This window comes from Flavobacterium sp. MDT1-60 (assembly GCF_014844035.1).
Classification (GTDB): domain Bacteria; phylum Bacteroidota; class Bacteroidia; order Flavobacteriales; family Flavobacteriaceae; genus Flavobacterium.
Map to the genome: position 1 here is coordinate 377,483 of NZ_CP062159.1, position 17,686 is coordinate 395,168.

The following is a 17,686-nucleotide window of genomic DNA, read 5'->3' on the forward strand; positions in this document are numbered from 1 at the left end:
AATTAAATATTGCTATTTGATACACAAAAACCACTTTATTAACTATTAACCACTTAAACCAAACAATTATGAAAAAAAACCTACTTTTTCTAGCGCTCTTTTTTATAACAGTCCAAATTTGGGCACAACAAATTAATGAAGCTTCCGGCTGGCTTGAATCAGCTTTTGTAAAATGGCAACCTGTAAGCGGTGCCCAAACTTATAATGTCTACTACACAGGGCAAGGTGTGACAGACAAAAAAATTGATGATCAGCTCATCCGAAGTTATGGAAGTTATTTCCGAGCTGATATTCCGGGATTACAAGCCGGAACATACACGGTAAAAGTAAAACCTGTAATTTCTGGTGTAGAAGGAACCGGAACGACAACAGGTAATTTGACTGTTTCAGCTCAGGACCGTAATGGATTTGCATTTGCTGGCGGTCGCGTTCCCGGAGGATACAAAGCTGATGGGACTCCAAAGGACAATGCCGTAATTCTTTACGTTACACAAAATACAAAAAACACCGTTTCAGCTACCATCACAGGTGCTACTACAAATCCTTGTGTTGGTTTACAAAACATCCTATATGCCATTAAAAAAGGACAGGAAACCCGTCCATTTATTTTTCGTTTGATAGGAAATGTTACTGATTTAACAGTAATGGAAGGCGGAGATATTGTTATCGAAAACGCCAATAACGCATCAAGCTATATTACTTTAGAAGGTGTAGGAACTGATGCTGTTGCAAATGGCTGGGGTATTCGTCTTAAATCAGCTTCTAATGTAGAAATCAGCAATATCGGTGTCATGAATTGTAATAGTACTGCAGGAGACAATATTGGAATGCAACAAGCTAATGATCACGTTTGGGTTCATAACTGCGACTTGTTTTATGGAAATGCAGGAAGCGATGCTGACCAAATTAAAGGAGACGGGGCTCTTGATAATAAAACGTCAACTTACATTACCTTATCTTACAATCATTTTTGGGATAGTGGAAAAGCCAGTCTTTTAGGATTAAGCGAAGGAACAACCAACGGTTTATATATTACATATCATCACAACTGGTTTGACCACTCTGATTCTCGTCATCCACGTGTTCGTTATTATTCTGCCCATATCTACAACAACTATTTTGATGGTGTTTCTAAATATGGTTCAGGTTCAACTTTAGGTTCTTCTTTATTTATTGAAGGAAATTATTTCCGTAACAGTAAACATCCAATGTTAACGTCATTACAAGGAACAGACATATGGGACGAAGCGAATCAGGTAAATAATGCCGGAACAATGGGAACATTTTCAGGTGAAGCCGGAGGATCAATAAAAGCTTTCAATAATACTTTTGACGCTTCAAACGGAACAAATAATATGCGTTTTGTTGCTTACAATGATCCAAATCCTCTGTATAACATCTCAGGAAAAATTAGTTCAACAACTGATTTTGATGCTTATGTTGCCACAACAAGAGGCGAAACAGTAAGCAGCGCCGTTAAATCTAAATCTGGCGCAAATGTTTACAACAACTTTGATACCGATGCTGCATTTTACGTTAAAAATTTAGTTGTAGACCAACCTGCAACTGCCAAAACAAAAACAACGCAATATGCAGGCCGTGTTTCCGGAGGAGATTTAAAATGGACTTTTGACAATAGTGTAGATGATACATCTTCACTCGTAATTACAGCTCTTAAATCGGCATTAACCAATTATACCGGAACTTTAGTCGCTGTTCAGGGAGAAGGAAATCCTCCGGTAAGCTCTCAAACACTAACTTCTACAAGTAATAATAATCAAACCGTAACAAGCGGTACTGCCATTGCATCAATTGTATTTACCTGGGGAGGTAGTGCAACAGATGCAACTGTTACTGGATTACCTGCATCAGGAATTAGCTTTGTAAAAAATGCTACTGCTAAAACTATTACTATAACAGGAACACCAACGACTACATTATCTTACTCTATTGCAACTACAGGAACCGGGACTCCTGCAACAGGATCTGGAACAATTACTGTTAATCCGGCAGGAACACAAACCCTAACTTCAACCAGTAATAATAACCAAACTGTTGCCAGTGGTACAGCAATTAGTTCAATTGTTTTCACTTGGGGAGGAACTGCAACAGATGCAACTGTTACTGGATTACCAGCTTCAGGAATTAGTTTTGTGAAGAATGCAACGGCTAAAACAATCACGATTACCGGAACACCAACTGCTACATTATCTTACTCAATTGCTACAACCGGAACCGGAACAGCAGCAACAGGTTCAGGAACAATCACCGTTACAACCGGAACACCAAGCGGAGATCAAAATCATAACTTTACAACTTCAGGAAAAACGAGTTCATTTTATACTATTACAGGAAATATGAATTCAACTCCGGGATCTGTAACTTATGCAGGATTGACTCTAACGGCACGTTTAAAAATTGAGTCCAGCACTTCTATTACTTATACTACTACAAGTGCGTCAACATTAACTTTGGTTTTTGATTCTAATTTTACAGGAACAATTAAAGTAAACAACGTTTCTTATACAGCATCTGCTGGAATCGTTACGGCTTCAATCCCTGCAGGTTCAAACACTATTACTAAAGGATCTGTTGCAAACTTGTTCTACATCAGCACACATTATACTGGCGGTACAGCTCGTATGGCACAAACAACAGAAGTTGTTGCAGAACCAGAAACTGCTAAAATGATTTTATATCCAAATCCGGTTGCTGATGTTTTATATTTAACTAAATCAACTCAGGCGGTAGAAAAAGTTCAGGTTTATAATATGTCTGGTACATTAATTAAGAGTGCTGGAAAAGATGCTGAAAGTATCGATTTAAGCAACCTTATTCAGGGAACTTATTTAGTAAAAATTTATACGAATGATGGTTCATTCAACCAAACTATTCTTAAAAAATAAACATTAAAAGAATTCTAAAAAGTAAAAGGCTTCCAAATTTGGAAGCCTTTTATATTATACAGTACTCTTTAAAATTTATTACAAATCAAATTTAATTCCTTGCGCCAAAGGCAAACTTGTAGTATAATTGATTGTATTTGTTTGACGTCGCATATAAATCTTCCATGCATCAGAACCAGATTCGCGACCACCTCCGGTTTCTTTTTCTCCACCAAAAGCGCCACCAATTTCAGCACCGGAAGTTCCGATATTTACGTTTGCAATTCCGCAATCTGATCCAACAACCGATAAAAATCTTTCTGCTTCGCGTAAATTATTGGTCATAATTGCAGATGATAATCCTTGTCCTACTCCATTCTGAATTTCGATTGCATTATCGACTTCGCCAGAATATTTAATCAAATACAAAACTGGAGCAAATGTTTCGTGTTGTACAATTGCAAATGAATTTTCAGCCTCGGCAATAGCAGGTTTTACATAACAGCCACTTTCATAACCATCTCCTGAAAGCACTCCGCCTTCTACTAAAATTTTTCCACCTTCAGCAACAACTTTGTTTAAAGCAATCGCATACATTTCGACTGCATGGGTATCAATAAGTGGTCCGACATGATTATTTTCGTCAAGCGGATTTCCAATGCGCAATTGTTTGTAAGCTGCCACTAAAGCATCTTTAACCTTATCGTAAATACTTTCGTGAATGATCAATCGACGTGTTGAAGTACAACGTTGTCCTGCAGTTCCAACGGCTCCAAAAACAGCTCCAATAACGGTCATTTTAATATCAGCATCCGGAGTTACAATAATAGCATTATTTCCTCCCAGCTCTAATAATGATTTTCCTAAACGACCAGCAACAGCCTGCGCTACAATTTTCCCCATTCGGGTCGAGCCTGTTGCAGAAATTAAAGGTATACGAGTATCTTTCGTCATTAATTCTCCTATCTGATAATCGCCATTGATCAAGCATGAAATTCCTTCCGGAAGATTATTTTCTTTAATTACCTGTGCAATAATATTTTGACAAGCAATTCCGCATAAAGGTGTTTTTTCAGAAGGTTTCCAAACACAAACATCTCCGGAAATCCAGGCTAAAGCCGTATTCCAGGCCCAAACTGCAACCGGAAAATTAAATGCCGAAATAATCCCGACAACTCCCAACGAATGATATTGCTCGTACATGCGATGTCCTGGTCTTTCAGAATGCATCGTCAATCCGTGCAACTGACGAGATAATCCCACTGCAAAATCGCAGATATCAATCATTTCCTGAACTTCTCCGTAGCCTTCCTGCAATGATTTTCCCATTTCATAAGAAACCAATTTACCAAGAGCTTCTTTATTCTGACGTAATTTTTCTCCAAACTGGCGTACAATTTCACCACGCTGTGGAGCAGGAATCAAACGAAATGTTTTGAAAGCTTCCGTCGCCGAACGCATTACTTTTTCGTAATCTTCTTGTGTTGACATTTTTACTGAAGCAATCAATTTTCCGTCAACCGGTGAAAAGCTGTCTAGAATTCCTCCTGATGAAAAGTTTTGTAAACCTGTTGATGTTCCGTCATTAATCAATTTGATGCCCAATTTATCCAGAGCTTCATTCATTCCAAATTGCGATGCTATTGTTGTCATTGTAACTTTTTTAGTTAAAATTGTTATATTTTTTCGTAAAGATATTATTTCAGAATGAATTAAAATGCAATTAAGAGAAATTATACTAAATGACTTAGCTTAATTTATTTGCTTTATTCTTCTTAATCAATAAAATTATTATTAGAAGCAGAAAAAACACTTATCCCAGATAAAACATAAATTAGTAAATCCTTTCGTTTTAAACTTTCCTCAAAAGAATTCTTCACCAAATCAATTTGATATTCGATATTGTTTTGAAATTTAATAATTTTTATTTCATTTCTCTTTTTGAGATCTTCTTTTTGCAAATCCACTAGGGTATTCAATTCCTCTTCTGAAATATTTTCCAATAAATTAGTTCTTGAACAAAGCGAACAATTAAGCACTTTGCTGTCTTCTTTCGCATAAATTAAATACTCCTGACCTACATCAAAAATGAAATCACAACTTGCAGTGTCAATATATAGAATTGTTCTATAATCTCTGCCAGGGTAAAAAAATCCTTTGTAAGACTTTTTTATTCTAATAGTAAATGAATACACTTTTTCACCATAGTTTCCATATAGCAAACTATCTACCTTAATCACTTTGCCAATAAAAACTTGACCTGCACTTTCCCAATTTTTGCTAATAGAAGGTTTTTCTGCACAACTACAGCAATAACCATTTGAAGTAATAAAACTTAAAAATAAGATTAGAAATAATTTTTTCATTTAGTATATCACTTTTATAGTTACAGTAAATTTAGAGCTAATTAACATCAATAAGCAGGGAACAAAGCAATTTATTCCTTTTAATTCATGAAATTTGCACTAACAAAATTACTTAAATATGACCGTTTTCAATCGTATTCTGCTATGCTTCTTTTTAATTTCATTTAATGCTTTTTCTCAAAAAGAGCAGAAAGCTTCATTTCAGATTGTTCCATTAGGAGTAAAAGGCGGTATTGATGAAAAAAATCTATCAGCATATTTATTAGCACCGATAAACACAAATGATTTTATCAGCCTAGACGCCGGAACTATAAATGCCGGAATTGAAAAAGCCATTGAAAATAAGGTTTTCAAAGTTTCAACGAGCGAAGTTTTGAGGAAATATATAAAAGGTTATTTCATCTCACATGCACATTTAGATCATGTTTCGGGTTTAATAATTAACTCCCCAGCCGATTCAGCTAAGACTGTTTACGCTACTACTAAATGTATGGAAATGATGGAAAATCATTATTTCAACGATCAAACCTGGGCTAATTTTGGAGATAAAGGCCCTGGAACTCCATTGAAAAAATATCACTTTCAAACTTTAAATATTGGCCAAGAAACACCAATCACCAATACTACAATGACGGTTAAATCTTTTCCGTTAAGTCATGTTAATCCTTTTGAGAGTACTGCTTTTTTAATTAAAAATGGAGATGCTTACGCTTTATATTTAGGAGATACCGGACCTGATGCCGTAGAAAAAAGTACTGATTTGGCAGCTTTATGGACTGCAATTGCGCCGCTTATAAAAAGCAAACAACTAAAAGGAATTTTTATTGAAGTGTCCTTTCCAAATGAGCAGCCTGATCAGTTTTTATTTGGGCATCTGACACCAAATTATTTGATGAAAGAGCTTCATGTTTTAGAAGAATTAGCTGGAAAAGGAACTTTAAAGGGTTTTAAAATCATTGTAACGCATTTAAAACCGCCAACTACAAATATTGTAAAACTTAAAGAGCAAATCAAGAATCAGAATGATTTAGGATTGCAAATTATTTATCCTGAGCAAGGGAAGCGATTTGAATTGTAAATCTTTTTGCCACAGATTATTTAGATTAAAAGATTTTTCTTTTGAATACTGATACCCTAGCCCCGATAGAAGTGGAAATCCTTTTGCTTTTTTCTTTAAAAAGCAAAAGATTGCAACGGATAGCGGGATTAGCTCCTAATTAAACTACTTCTTCGCAACAAACCTCGGATCAGATTCCATTACAGTTCCGCAATTATCACAGGTTCTTAAGTCTTCAGAATTATAGAAATGTTCGAAATGAGGCAGGAAATCTTTCTCGATATTATGCAACTCAAAAAACACTTCGTATAATTTATGATTACAATTATCGCAATGCCAAAGTAAGCCGTCAGTATAACCTTTTCCTGCACGTTTACGCTCGATTACCAATCCAATTGAACCCGCAGAACGAACCGGAGAATGCGGAATTTTAGCAGGATGAAGATACATATCGCCTGCATTTAATTCCATTTCTTTACGTTCGCCATCTTCCTGAATTACAACTTTTATATTTCCTTCAAGCTGATAAAAAAGTTCTTCAGTTTCGTTGTAATGATAATCTTTTCGGGCATTTGGACCCGCCACAATCATTACGATATAATCGCCAGAATCAACGTAGAGATTTTTATTTCCAACTGGTGGTTTTAATAAATGACGGTTTTCATCGATCCATTTCGTAAGGTTGAAGGGTTTTGCTATTGCCATTTTCTTGAAGTACTGAATTTATATTTAGCTAAGTTAAGGAAAAGTTTTCAGTCGCAGCCGCAGTTTTCAGTCCAAAACTGTAAACTGTTACCGAAAACTGTGACTTTACAACTTTTCTTTAATCAAATAGATATAAACCGGAAAATGATCGCTAAAACCTACTTCTGTTTGACTATGACGAAGTGGATATCCTTTATACTGTCCAAAATTTTGAACCAAAAAAGGTCGATTAAAAATGCCTGCTTTCCAAAACGTAAAAGTGGAATAATCGGGCTTTATAATTGATTCGGTCATCATTATTTGATCGAAAATATCCCAGGAATCTCTAAAAGCAATTGTTCCCATTCCCTTATTTGCCATCTCTTCAAACGGATTAAAAATACCAAATTCAGGAACTTCTGTTTTTTTCGCCTTTGCCCCTAAAGCAATTTTCACACTCTTATTAAACGGACCATCATTTAAATCTCCCATTGTAAAAACTTTGGCATTCGGATTAATTCGCTGCAATGAGTCGATAATTTTTCGGTTTAATCTTCCGGCTGCTTCACGAAATTGGCTCGAAGCTTTTTCTCCACCTGATCGCGACGGCCAATGATTAACGATAATACTTATTTCTTCACCTTCTAAAAATCCGGTTATTAAAAGCTGATCTCTGGTAAAAACACGATTATTGTCTTTTGCGATTTCTGTTTTATCTTCAATTTCATCATCAGGTTCTTTTTTGTCTTCTTTAGTTAATTCCTTCTTTTTATAAATCAATAATGGAATATTTGAAAATGAGGTTGGTTTAAAATATTTCTTCTGATACAGTAAAGCAACGTCGATTCCTCGTTTATCTGGTGAATCAAAATGAATGATTCCGTAATCATACGGAAATAGTTTTGGTTCTTTAATTAAATCTTCAAGAACACCACGATTTTCAATTTCTGAACCACCAATAATCGTCGGTGCATTTGGGTTTTCTGGCGTTCCAATTTCAGAAATTACTCTCGCGAGATTTTTTAATTTTTGATGGTATTTCTCTTCTGTCCAATGTTGTGCTCCGATTGGCGTCCATTCGTCATCATTCGTATTGATATCATTATTGGTATCAAATAAATTTTCGAAATTGTAAAATGCGATGGTATGAATAATGTATTTTTTTGGTTGTGCCTGAAGCGAAAAAGACAATAGAATAATTAAATAAAAGAAAGATTGGATCGAAGGCATATATTTTATTTTAAACTACAAATTAATAAAATTTATCACTTTGTAGGAAATTTCAAATAAAATTGTTTGCTAAAATTTCTATATTTGTTTTTTACTACTTATAAAAGCAAATCATGAACACAGACAATCTACATTATAATAGGAAACACTTATTTCGTGGTACACTCCTATTTCTTATTTTTGTCTTACAATCATTCACCTGTCAATCTCAACAAAACATGATCACACCACCTTATTTAAAAAAAGGAGATACTATAGCACTTTTAGCAACTGCCCGAAAAAACATCGATGACAACCTTAAACCTACTATAGATTTATTACATAGCTGGGGTTTAGAAGCTGTTGTTGGAAGTACCATTGGTCTTGACTATCATCAGCTTGCCGGAACAGACGAGCAGCGTGCGGCCGATTTTCAGAAGCAATTAGATAATCCGAATATTAAAGCGATTTGGTGCGTTCGTGGTGGATACGGAACTGTAAGAATGCTTGATTTATTAGATTTTACCAAATTCAAACAAAACCCAAAATGGATTATTGGTTTTAGTGATGTAACGGTTTTACACAATCACTTAAATACTATGGGCTATAAATCGATTCATGGTGTAATGCCTGTAACGATTCCGCGTGCGACTCCGGCCGCTATTAGTTCTATGAAAGCAAGTTTATTTGGAGAGCCATTATCCTATTCTGTTGGTCCGGATAAAATGAATCGTTTCGGAAAAGCAACTGGCGAATTAGTGGGTGGAAATCTATCTATTTTGTACAGTTTATTAGGATCACAATCAGCTATAGATTGCAAGGATAAAATTTTATTTATAGAAGATTTAGATGAATACCTATATCATATTGATCGTATGATGATGAACCTGAGACGCAACGGATGCATCGAAAACCTGAAAGGAATTGTTATTGGAGGAATGACAAAAATGAAAGACAACGAAGTTCCCTGGGGAAAAAATGCATTAGAAATTATTGATGATGTAACCAAAAAATATAATATTCCTGTAATCTTTAATTTTCCGGCAGGTCATATTCAGGACAATAGAGCGCTGATTATGGGTAGTACCGTAACAATTGACGTAAATGCATCCGGAAGCACGCTTACTTTTAAAAAGTAGTATTCTTGCCTGATATTCTTTTATTAGGGATATCTAAATACCACATAAATAATCTCGCAAAGACGCAAAGTCGCAAAGTATAAAATTGAAACTTTGCGACTTTGCGTCTTTGCGTGAAATTACTAACCGCACAGCCTTGAGACTGAAAACTGCGACTGAAAACTAAAAAAAATGGCTGAACACAATGAACTCGGAAAAAAAGGTGAAGAACTGGCTGTAAAATATCTTCAGGAAGATGGATATGAAATATTAGATCGAAACTGGACTTATCAGAAAGCTGAAATTGATATTATTGCACAAAAAGATAACTATTTGGCTATAGTCGAAGTTAAGACAAGATCAAGCTTAGATTTTGGAGATCCGCAGGATTTTGTGAAACCAAAAAAAATTCAATTACTCATAAAAGCAGTAAATGCCTACATAAACGATAGGGAAATGGATTTTGAAGAGACTATCGAGGTTCGTTTTGACATCATTGCGATCCATAAAAACGGCGAAACATTTGCAATTGAACATCTTACTGACGCTTTTTATCATTTTTAACATAATTTTTTATTGTTATAATTGTAACAAATTGTTTTTTTATTTATCTTTGCAAAGATTTATAACATCACTATTAAACCAAACCAACACAATTAAGTTACAAAAAAAGAAAAAAAATTATGAAAACCGTTTCTTCAATCGTCGAAAATTACATCAAAACAAAGCCGTTTTTATTAAATGCGTTATCTCTCGGAATTATTAATTTAACCTCTCTCTCTCGGAACATTATGACCGAATTAGAAAGTGAATTTGGTAAAGAAGTAAAACAAGGCGCTGTTGTAATGTCTCTTAAACGACTTACCGAAGAATTAGATTTTAAATTAAACCATAAAATCAATAAAGTAATCAAGAATATTGGTGAAATTACAGTTCGATCTGAGTTGACAGATTACACCTTTGCCGCTTCAGAAACTGTCCTGAACAAACAAGCCGATTTAATTTCTGATATTAATGCTTTATCTGACATCTTTTATACCTCATCTCGTGGTGTAAATGAAACGAATATTGTTGTCAGCAGCAGTGTAAATCATTTAGTTGAAAAACACTTTATGCGTGAAAAATTGATTCAGAAATTAGATAATTTAGCATCAATTACAGTAAAATTACCAAAAGAAAACATCGTGGTTCCTGGTATTTATTATTTCATTTTCCAACGTTTGGCCTGGGAAGGAATTATCATAAACGAGGTAATTTCGACTTCAAATGAATTTACCATTTTAGTAGGCGAAGATCAGGTTGATGTTGCTTTTAAAGTGATTAAAGATTTAAAGAACTAATTATATTCAAATTCAACATAATCCAGTGGAATTTTATCATACAATCCTTTTGTCTTTTTAAACCAGACAAAAGGATTTTTGTTTTTATTATTGTAAATATTAATTCTAATAAATTTACTCTTTTTTTAACTAATCCAAAGTAAAGGCTCGGGTCACGAATTAGCACGAATTGATATTGTTTAAAAGTAAGGCCGGATGAAAATTTCATCCGGCCTTTTTTGTGATTTTTTTTCGCCACGAATTTCACAAATTCACACAAATTAAATTTAGACTTACTTTAAAAAAATTAGTGAAAATTTGTGCAATTCGTGGCTAACTTTTTGCTCTTATTCTCCCAACATTTCCATCAATTCCAATGCTCTTTTGGTCGATTTAACATTATCGAAAGTCAATAAAAGTCGTAAACCATTAGGCGTTTGTTTTTCTTTCATTTGACAAAGTGAACTGTGTTTTTGTACAAATTGCAGAACCTTTCTAAACTTTGAAGACTGGTAATAATCAGACTGTTGATCGGAGACAAAATAACCAATCATTTTCCCTTTTTTCATCACTAGTTTTTCGATTCCTATATTGGTTGCAATCCATTTGATACGAATGCTATTCATCAACGCATTGGCGCGCGGAGGCATTGGCCCGAAACGGTCAATTAATTTATTTTGAAAAATAACCAGTTCTTCTTCATTTTTTACAGAACCCAACTCATTGTATAAACTCAAACGTTCGGTAACATTATTAATGTATTCATCAGAAAACAACAACTCAAAATCGGTATCGATTTGTAAATCTTTTACATATTCCTTCGTTTCAATATCGTTCTCTTCCGGATATAAATCTTTGAATTCGTTTTCTTTCAATTCTTCGATAGCTTCGTTCATGATTTTTTGGTATGTATCAAAACCAATTTCATTAATGAAACCACTTTGTTCTCCACCTAATAAATCTCCGGCACCACGAATTTCAAGATCTTTCATGGCAATGTTAAAACCGCTTCCTAATTCGCTGAATTGTTCCAAAGCCTGAATACGCTTTCTGGCATCTTCGGTCATAGACGAATACGGCGGACAGATGAAATAACAGAATGCTTTTTTGTTGCTTCGCCCTACTCGCCCACGCATTTGATGTAGATCTGACAATCCAAAATTATTCGCATTGTTGATGAAAATCGTATTGGCATTTGGTACATCCAAACCACTTTCTATAATCGTTGTTGCCACCAAAACATCAAAATCGCCGTTCATGAAACCTAACATTAATTCCTCTAGTTTGGCTCCTTCCATTTGTCCGTGACCAATTCCGACTCTGGCATTTGGCACCAAACGCTGAATCATTCCTGCCACTTCTTTAATGTTTTCGATTCGGTTATTGATAAAGAAAACCTGCCCGTTTCGCTGAATTTCATATGAAATTGCATCACGAATTATTTCTTCATTAAATCCAACAACATTAGTTTCTATCGGATAACGATTTGGCGGAGGTGTTGTAATAACGGATAAATCGCGCGCAGCCATTAATGAAAACTGAAGTGTTCTCGGAATTGGCGTTGCGGTTAAAGTCAGCGTATCAACATTCGCAGCAATCGTTTTTAATTTATCTTTTACGTTTACACCAAACTTTTGTTCCTCATCGACGATCAATAAACCAAGGTCTTTAAAAACGACATTTTTGTTTACTAATTGATGCGTTCCGATGACGATATCCAGTTTTCCTTCGGCTAAATCTTTTAAGGTTTGTGCTTTTTGCTTCGCCGTTCTGAATCGGTTTAAGTAACCTACAGAAACGGGCATATCTTTTAATCTTTCGGTAAAAGTTCTGTAATGCTGGTACGCCAAAATAGTGGTTGGAACTAAAATCGCGACTTGTTTACTATTATCAACCGCTTTAAAGGCAGCACGAATTGCAACTTCGGTTTTACCGAAACCAACATCTCCACAAACCAAACGATCCATTGGGCGATCGCTTTCCATATCAGCTTTTACTTCTTGTGTAGATTTGGTCTGATCCGGCGTATCTTCATAAATAAACGAACTTTCTAATTCGTTTTGCAAATAACTGTCCGGCGCGAATTGGAAACCTTTTTCTAGACGTCGTTTCGCATACAGCTGGATTAAGTTGAACGCAATATGTTTGACGCGCGCCTTGGTTTTTTGTTTTAAAATTTTCCAGGCGTTCGATCCTAATTTATAAATTTTCGGAGGAGTTCCGTCTTTTCCGTTGTATTTGGAGATTTTATGAAGCGAGTGAATGCTTACATAAACGATATCATTATCAGCATAAACTAATTTTATGGCTTCCTGCGTTTTGCCTTCGACCTGAATTTTCTGCAAACCGCCAAACTTTCCAATTCCGTGATCGATATGGGTTACATAATCTCCAACAGAAAGTGCGGTTAATTCTTTTAGCGTAATATTCTGCTTTTTAGAATAACCGTTTTTGATGTTGAATTTATGATAACGTTCAAAAATCTGATGATCTGTATAAGCCGTTATTTGATTTTCTTCGTCAATAAATCCCTGGTACAAAGGCAGTACAATAGTATGATATTGCTTGCGGATATTCTCTGAATTCGCTTCATCCAGCGATTCGAAGATGTCATGAAAACGTTTTGCCTGTGTTTCATTCGAACAGAACAGGTAATTTTTATATCCGTTAAAATGGTTGTCGCTCAGATTATTCAGCAGTAAATCAAATTGTTTGTTGAATGAAGGCTGTGGCTGAAAATGAAACTCAACCTTTTTGGTGGTTTTGAAAATTGGTTTTGAAGCCAATTCGACTATTGAAAAATCTAAAGCACGTTTGATAAACGAACTCTGATTTAAGAATAATTGCTCCGGAGTCGCATGTTTAATTTCTCCTGAAAGTTTCTCAAAAGCTTCTTCTGCCCTTGCGAATTGTTTGTCTAACTGACTAAAAAGTCCGTCAGTATTTTGGATAAAAAGTACCGTTTTCTCTGCAATATAATCTAAGAAACTTTCGCGATTTTCCTGAAAAATCTTGTTTTCCACATTTGGGATAATCATGATTTTTTTATGGGTTTCTACTGATAATTGTGTTTCAACATCAAAACTTCTGATGCTGTCGACTTCATTTCCGAAGAATTCAATTCGGTATGGATGGTCGTTTGAAAAAGAAAACACATCGACTATTCCCCCACGAACAGAAAATTCTCCAGGTTCTGTAATAAAATCGACTCTTTTGAATTCATATTCAAACAAAACTTCGTTGATAAAATCGATCGAAATTTTATCGTTCAGAGCAACCTTTAAAGTGTTTTTGTCGAGTTGTTGTCGCGTTACTACTTTCTCAAAAAGTGCTTCAGGATAGGTAACAATTATCGCTGGTTTTTTTCGGGAATTAATTCGATTTAAAACCTCAGCGCGAAGCAAAACATTGGCATTGTCTGTTTCATCAATTTGATACGGACGACGAAATGAAGCCGGATAAAACAATACATCCTGCTCACCGATCATTTGTTCGAGGTCGTTCAAATAATAAGCAGCTTCTTCTTTATTGTCTAAAACGATCAAAAAAGGCAACTCGGTTTTTTTGAAAACCGCGCGAATTATAAATGAAACAGCAGATCCTAACAATCCGCTAAGATTCATTTTTACCTGATTTTGCTCTAGTAATTGTGTGGCAATCTGCTGTGTTTTTGGCAGATTATCATACGTTGTATATAAGGCGTTTTTACTCAATTTATTGATAAATTTGGATCTTTAACCTGATTCGGAATCGCTCGTGTTGTGTCTAGCATTCTTAAGAAATCTTCTTCGCCCTCTTCTTTTGGAATTTTATTTTTCTCGACAATTTTATCCATTTGTCTTTCTAATGAAACCAATTCCTTGTTGATTTCTCCAATCAAAAAAGTCACTTTTTCGTCAGGAATTGTACTCAAATGAATAAACAAGTCCATCATTTTAACTTTGGTAATCAAAATAGAAATTCGGCTTTTTATTTGAGGCTGATTAAATTCTGCAGGAATATTATTGTTTAGTGCAATAGCTTTTTTTGAAATTGCAGTTGATTTTTTTTGAAATGCACCAATTGTCTTTCTTGGTTTCTCGCCAAGTTCTTTTAGAAACTCACGCCATTCATTCCATGAAGTCGCATTTTTTTCTGAAACTTCATTAATTGGTTCATCAATAAAAACCCAGGCTTTACTAATATTATTGAAGATTTTTTCATTCTTTTTTGCTTCTTTTGCGTTTTCAGCAAGGCGTTTTTCATTATCATTCTGACATGAATTCAACGCGAAAATTAAAAGCAAAAACAGAGAGATTTTATATTTCATTTGATAAAACATTAAGCTACAAAGTTACAAAGTAAATTTACAATTACGAATGCTGTTTTTTGCTAAAGATTCTATAAATCAAGGTTATTGTTTTTGCCATAGATTAAAAAATTTAAGATGCATTATTTAGTACTTATCATCAATAAAAATGATTTTTAACAAAAACTTTTCAAAGGCACAGCGGCACACTCTTGCAGACACAAAGACACACCCCTGGAAAAGAGAATTATCCAACAAACAAACTTTTTCATTATTGAATATATAATTTATGATTCAAAAAAACATACGTAATTGCGAAAACGTTATATTTGTGTCTCTAAAAAAACTACAAATGAATCCAAAAATCTTGATCATTGGTGCTTGCGGTCAAATTGGGACAGAATTAACCCAGAAATTGCGTAAGTTATACGGAACAGAAAATGTAATTGCTTCTGACATTCGAAAATTAAATACTGACGTTGTAAATTCCGGGCCCTTTGAAGTGGTCAATGCTTTAGATTTTAACCAAATCGAACATCTTGTAGAGGTACATCAAATTACTGATATTTATTTGATGGCGGCACTTTTATCGGCTACAGCCGAAAAAAATCCTGCATTTGCCTGGGATTTGAATATGAATTCCTTATTTCACGTTTTAAATTTAGCGAAAGCAAAAAAAGTAAAAAAGATTTTCTGGCCATCAAGTATTGCGGTTTTTGGTCCAACAACTCCAAAAGAAAATACCCCACAATATACCGTTATGGAGCCTTCTACAGTTTACGGAATCAGTAAACAAGCCGGTGAAAGATGGTGCGAATACTACCATAATATTTATGGTGTTGATGTTCGAAGCATCCGTTATCCTGGTTTAATTAGCTGGTCTACACCTCCAGGCGGCGGAACTACAGATTATGCTGTTGATATTTTTTATAAGGCTATTGCCGATAAAAAATACGAATGCTTTTTATCATCAGAAACTAAAATGCCGATGATGTATATGGATGATGCCATTGATGCCACCATCAATATTATGAAGGCGCCTATAGAACAAATCAAAATACATTCTTCATACAATTTAGCTGCAATGAGTTTTACTCCTACTGAAATCGCTGAAGAAATTAAAAAACATATTCCGGAATTTGAGATTACTTATAATCCAGATTTCCGCCAAAAAATCGCGGACAGCTGGCCGGCAAGTATTGATGATACTGAAGCCAGAGAAGACTGGAACTGGAAACATACTTTCGATCTTGAAACCATGACTAAAGATATGCTGGAGCATTTGAGTTAAGCTGAAATTGCCTAGATAATTTAAAAGCGTGTTGTTCTAAAAGAAATACTTTTAGAACAACACGCTTTTCTTTTTGCAAATATTTTTTCAGACAGAAATTGTCGATTACATAATTTTCTTACTTTTGGTTGCGTTAGAATAATTTCAAATTTATCTAAAAATCATCAATCAATCACAAAAAACATGTTAATCAAATGACAAATTCTTATCATCCTGTCGAACAAAGCAAAAGAACTGCTATTGTCGACATTCTTCGCGGCTGGGCCATTCTGGGCGTAGCGATTGGCAATTATTCTGATTTTCTGCACATTGGTGTAGAGCACAAAATCAACAACAGTATTATATCAGATATACTATTTTATTTTAACCGTTATTTTTTCGCAGCGAAATCCTGGACCCTATTAACCCTTTTATTTGGCTATGGTTTTGCAATTTTAATTAATAATGTGGCGACCAAAGGAAAAAATCCTGTTACTTTTTTTGCCTGGCGAATGATTTTGCTTTTTATTTTGGCTTTTATCAATTCGTCGTTTTGGCTTGGCGATATTCTAAAAGACTATGCGTTTTTAGGACTTGTAATGCTGTTATTTTATAAAAGTTCAGCAAAAACATTAAGTATTATTTGTGCAGTTCTTGTTGTTACCATCCCTTTTGTAATGGCTTATGTAAGTGGCTTTAAAGTAGAACATCCTGAAATTACCACAAATCCGGAATACTTAAAACTGTATTATTCGGGGAACTGGCTGGACTTTTTTAAATTCAATTTACTGGCTTCTTTTTACGAACAAATCATTATTCCAGGTTATGCTATTACAGCGCATATTGTAATGTTGGCCTGCATGCTTTTTGGATTTTTACTTCAAAAACTAGATTTCTTTAATCGTCTAAACGAACAGAAAAAGTTATTAAAAAAAACACTTTGGATCAGTTTAGTTACGGCTATTATTATTGGTGTTGGTTTTAATTTAATGATTTTCTATAAGGTTGCTCCTCTTAAAATCTTTCATCCGCTTTATTGGTTAGTTTTGAGTACAATGATTTTTATTGCAACCGGAATTTGCCTGCTGTATAGCAATGGAAAATTAAAAACGATTTTCAGTTATTTTAGTGCTGGCGGTAAAATGACCTTAACCAATTATATGACTCAAAACATTCTGGCGGCTTTTATTTTTTCCGGAATTGGTTTAGGGATAGGCAATACGATGCCGTATTGGTTTTACTTTACATTGGCTGTTTTTGTTTTTATACTGCAATTATTTATCAGTAAATGGTGGCTTTCAAAATACAATTATGGTCCTATTGAGTGGCTGTGGAGATCTGCCAGTTACTGGAAATTATTTCCTTTTAAGAAAACACAATCTGAGGTTGTTACTGAAATAAAAACAGTATAATCTTCATTCATTAGATAAATTTGAAAAAAAGAAAAAGCCCTTAAAATTAATTTTAAGGGCTTTTTTATTTAAATCTTT

13 protein-coding genes are annotated in these 17,686 nt (G+C 34.6%); 7 read left to right on the forward strand and 6 right to left on the reverse strand.

All coding sequences use genetic code 11. The features are described from left to right. Positions 1-68 precede the first annotated feature (68 nt). Positions 69-2,906, forward strand: coding sequence for a T9SS type A sorting domain-containing protein (locus tag IHE43_RS01555; protein ID WP_192186365.1), 2,838 nt, complete (start codon positions 69-71; stop codon positions 2,904-2,906). A gap of 78 nt (positions 2,907-2,984) precedes the next feature. On the opposite strand, the gene IHE43_RS01560 is transcribed toward IHE43_RS01555, so the two are convergent. Both IHE43_RS01560 and IHE43_RS01565 read right to left on the reverse strand, forming a co-directional pair. Continuing rightward, positions 2,985-4,538 carry an aldehyde dehydrogenase family protein gene (locus IHE43_RS01560; protein ID WP_192186366.1) on the reverse strand — a complete coding sequence of 518 codons (1,554 nt, stop codon included), beginning with the start codon at positions 4,536-4,538 and terminating at the stop codon, positions 2,985-2,987. A gap of 122 nt (positions 4,539-4,660) precedes the next feature. Continuing rightward, positions 4,661-5,251: a hypothetical protein gene (locus IHE43_RS01565; RefSeq protein ID WP_192186367.1), complete on the reverse strand. Its 591-nt coding sequence runs from the start codon at positions 5,249-5,251 to the stop codon at positions 4,661-4,663. Between the two features lie 118 nt (positions 5,252-5,369). On the opposite strand from IHE43_RS01565, the gene IHE43_RS01570 reads away from it, so the two are divergent. Continuing rightward, entirely contained in the window at positions 5,370-6,329 is a 960-nt protein-coding gene (locus IHE43_RS01570; RefSeq protein WP_192186368.1) for an MBL fold metallo-hydrolase, read from the forward strand. Between the two features lie 144 nt (positions 6,330-6,473). Here IHE43_RS01570 and IHE43_RS01575 read toward each other — a convergent pair whose 3' ends face one another. Both IHE43_RS01575 and IHE43_RS01580 read right to left on the reverse strand, forming a co-directional pair. Then, a complete protein-coding gene (locus tag IHE43_RS01575) occupies positions 6,474-7,013 on the reverse strand; it encodes a 3-hydroxyanthranilate 3,4-dioxygenase (protein WP_192186369.1) in 540 nt (179 codons plus the stop codon). A 105-nt stretch (positions 7,014-7,118) separates the two neighbouring features. Continuing rightward, positions 7,119-8,222, reverse strand: a complete 1,104-nt coding sequence (locus IHE43_RS01580) for an endonuclease/exonuclease/phosphatase family protein (RefSeq protein ID WP_192186370.1) — start codon at positions 8,220-8,222, stop codon at positions 7,119-7,121. Positions 8,223-8,440: 218 nt separating this feature from the next. On the opposite strand from IHE43_RS01580, the gene IHE43_RS01585 reads away from it, so the two are divergent. The 3 genes from IHE43_RS01585 (at position 8,441) to IHE43_RS01595 (ending at position 10,659) form a co-directional block, all read left to right on the forward strand. After that, positions 8,441-9,340 carry an LD-carboxypeptidase gene (locus IHE43_RS01585; protein ID WP_192186371.1) on the forward strand — a complete coding sequence of 300 codons (900 nt, stop codon included), beginning with the start codon at positions 8,441-8,443 and terminating at the stop codon, positions 9,338-9,340. Between the two features lie 171 nt (positions 9,341-9,511). Then, positions 9,512-9,883, forward strand: a complete 372-nt coding sequence (locus IHE43_RS01590; protein ID WP_192186372.1) for a YraN family protein — start codon at positions 9,512-9,514, stop codon at positions 9,881-9,883. A gap of 119 nt (positions 9,884-10,002) precedes the next feature. Then, a complete protein-coding gene (locus IHE43_RS01595; RefSeq protein WP_008466087.1) occupies positions 10,003-10,659 on the forward strand; it encodes a hypothetical protein in 657 nt (218 codons plus the stop codon). A 326-nt stretch (positions 10,660-10,985) separates the two neighbouring features. On the opposite strand, the gene mfd is transcribed toward IHE43_RS01595, so the two are convergent. Next, positions 10,986-14,351 carry a transcription-repair coupling factor gene (mfd, locus tag IHE43_RS01600; protein WP_192186373.1) on the reverse strand — a complete coding sequence of 1,122 codons (3,366 nt, stop codon included), beginning with the start codon at positions 14,349-14,351 and terminating at the stop codon, positions 10,986-10,988. Next, positions 14,348-14,947, reverse strand: a complete 600-nt coding sequence (locus IHE43_RS01605) for a hypothetical protein (protein WP_192186374.1) — start codon at positions 14,945-14,947, stop codon at positions 14,348-14,350. The genes mfd and IHE43_RS01605 overlap by 4 nt, the downstream gene beginning before the upstream one ends. Before the next feature lie 331 nt (positions 14,948-15,278). Between IHE43_RS01605 and IHE43_RS01610 the strand changes: the two genes are divergently transcribed. After that, positions 15,279-16,217: an L-threonine 3-dehydrogenase gene (locus tag IHE43_RS01610; RefSeq protein ID WP_192186375.1), complete on the forward strand. Its 939-nt coding sequence runs from the start codon at positions 15,279-15,281 to the stop codon at positions 16,215-16,217. Positions 16,218-16,411: 194 nt separating this feature from the next. Continuing rightward, entirely contained in the window at positions 16,412-17,608 is a 1,197-nt protein-coding gene (locus IHE43_RS01615; RefSeq protein WP_192186376.1) for a DUF418 domain-containing protein, read from the forward strand. The last annotated feature ends 78 nt before the right edge of the window (positions 17,609-17,686 follow it).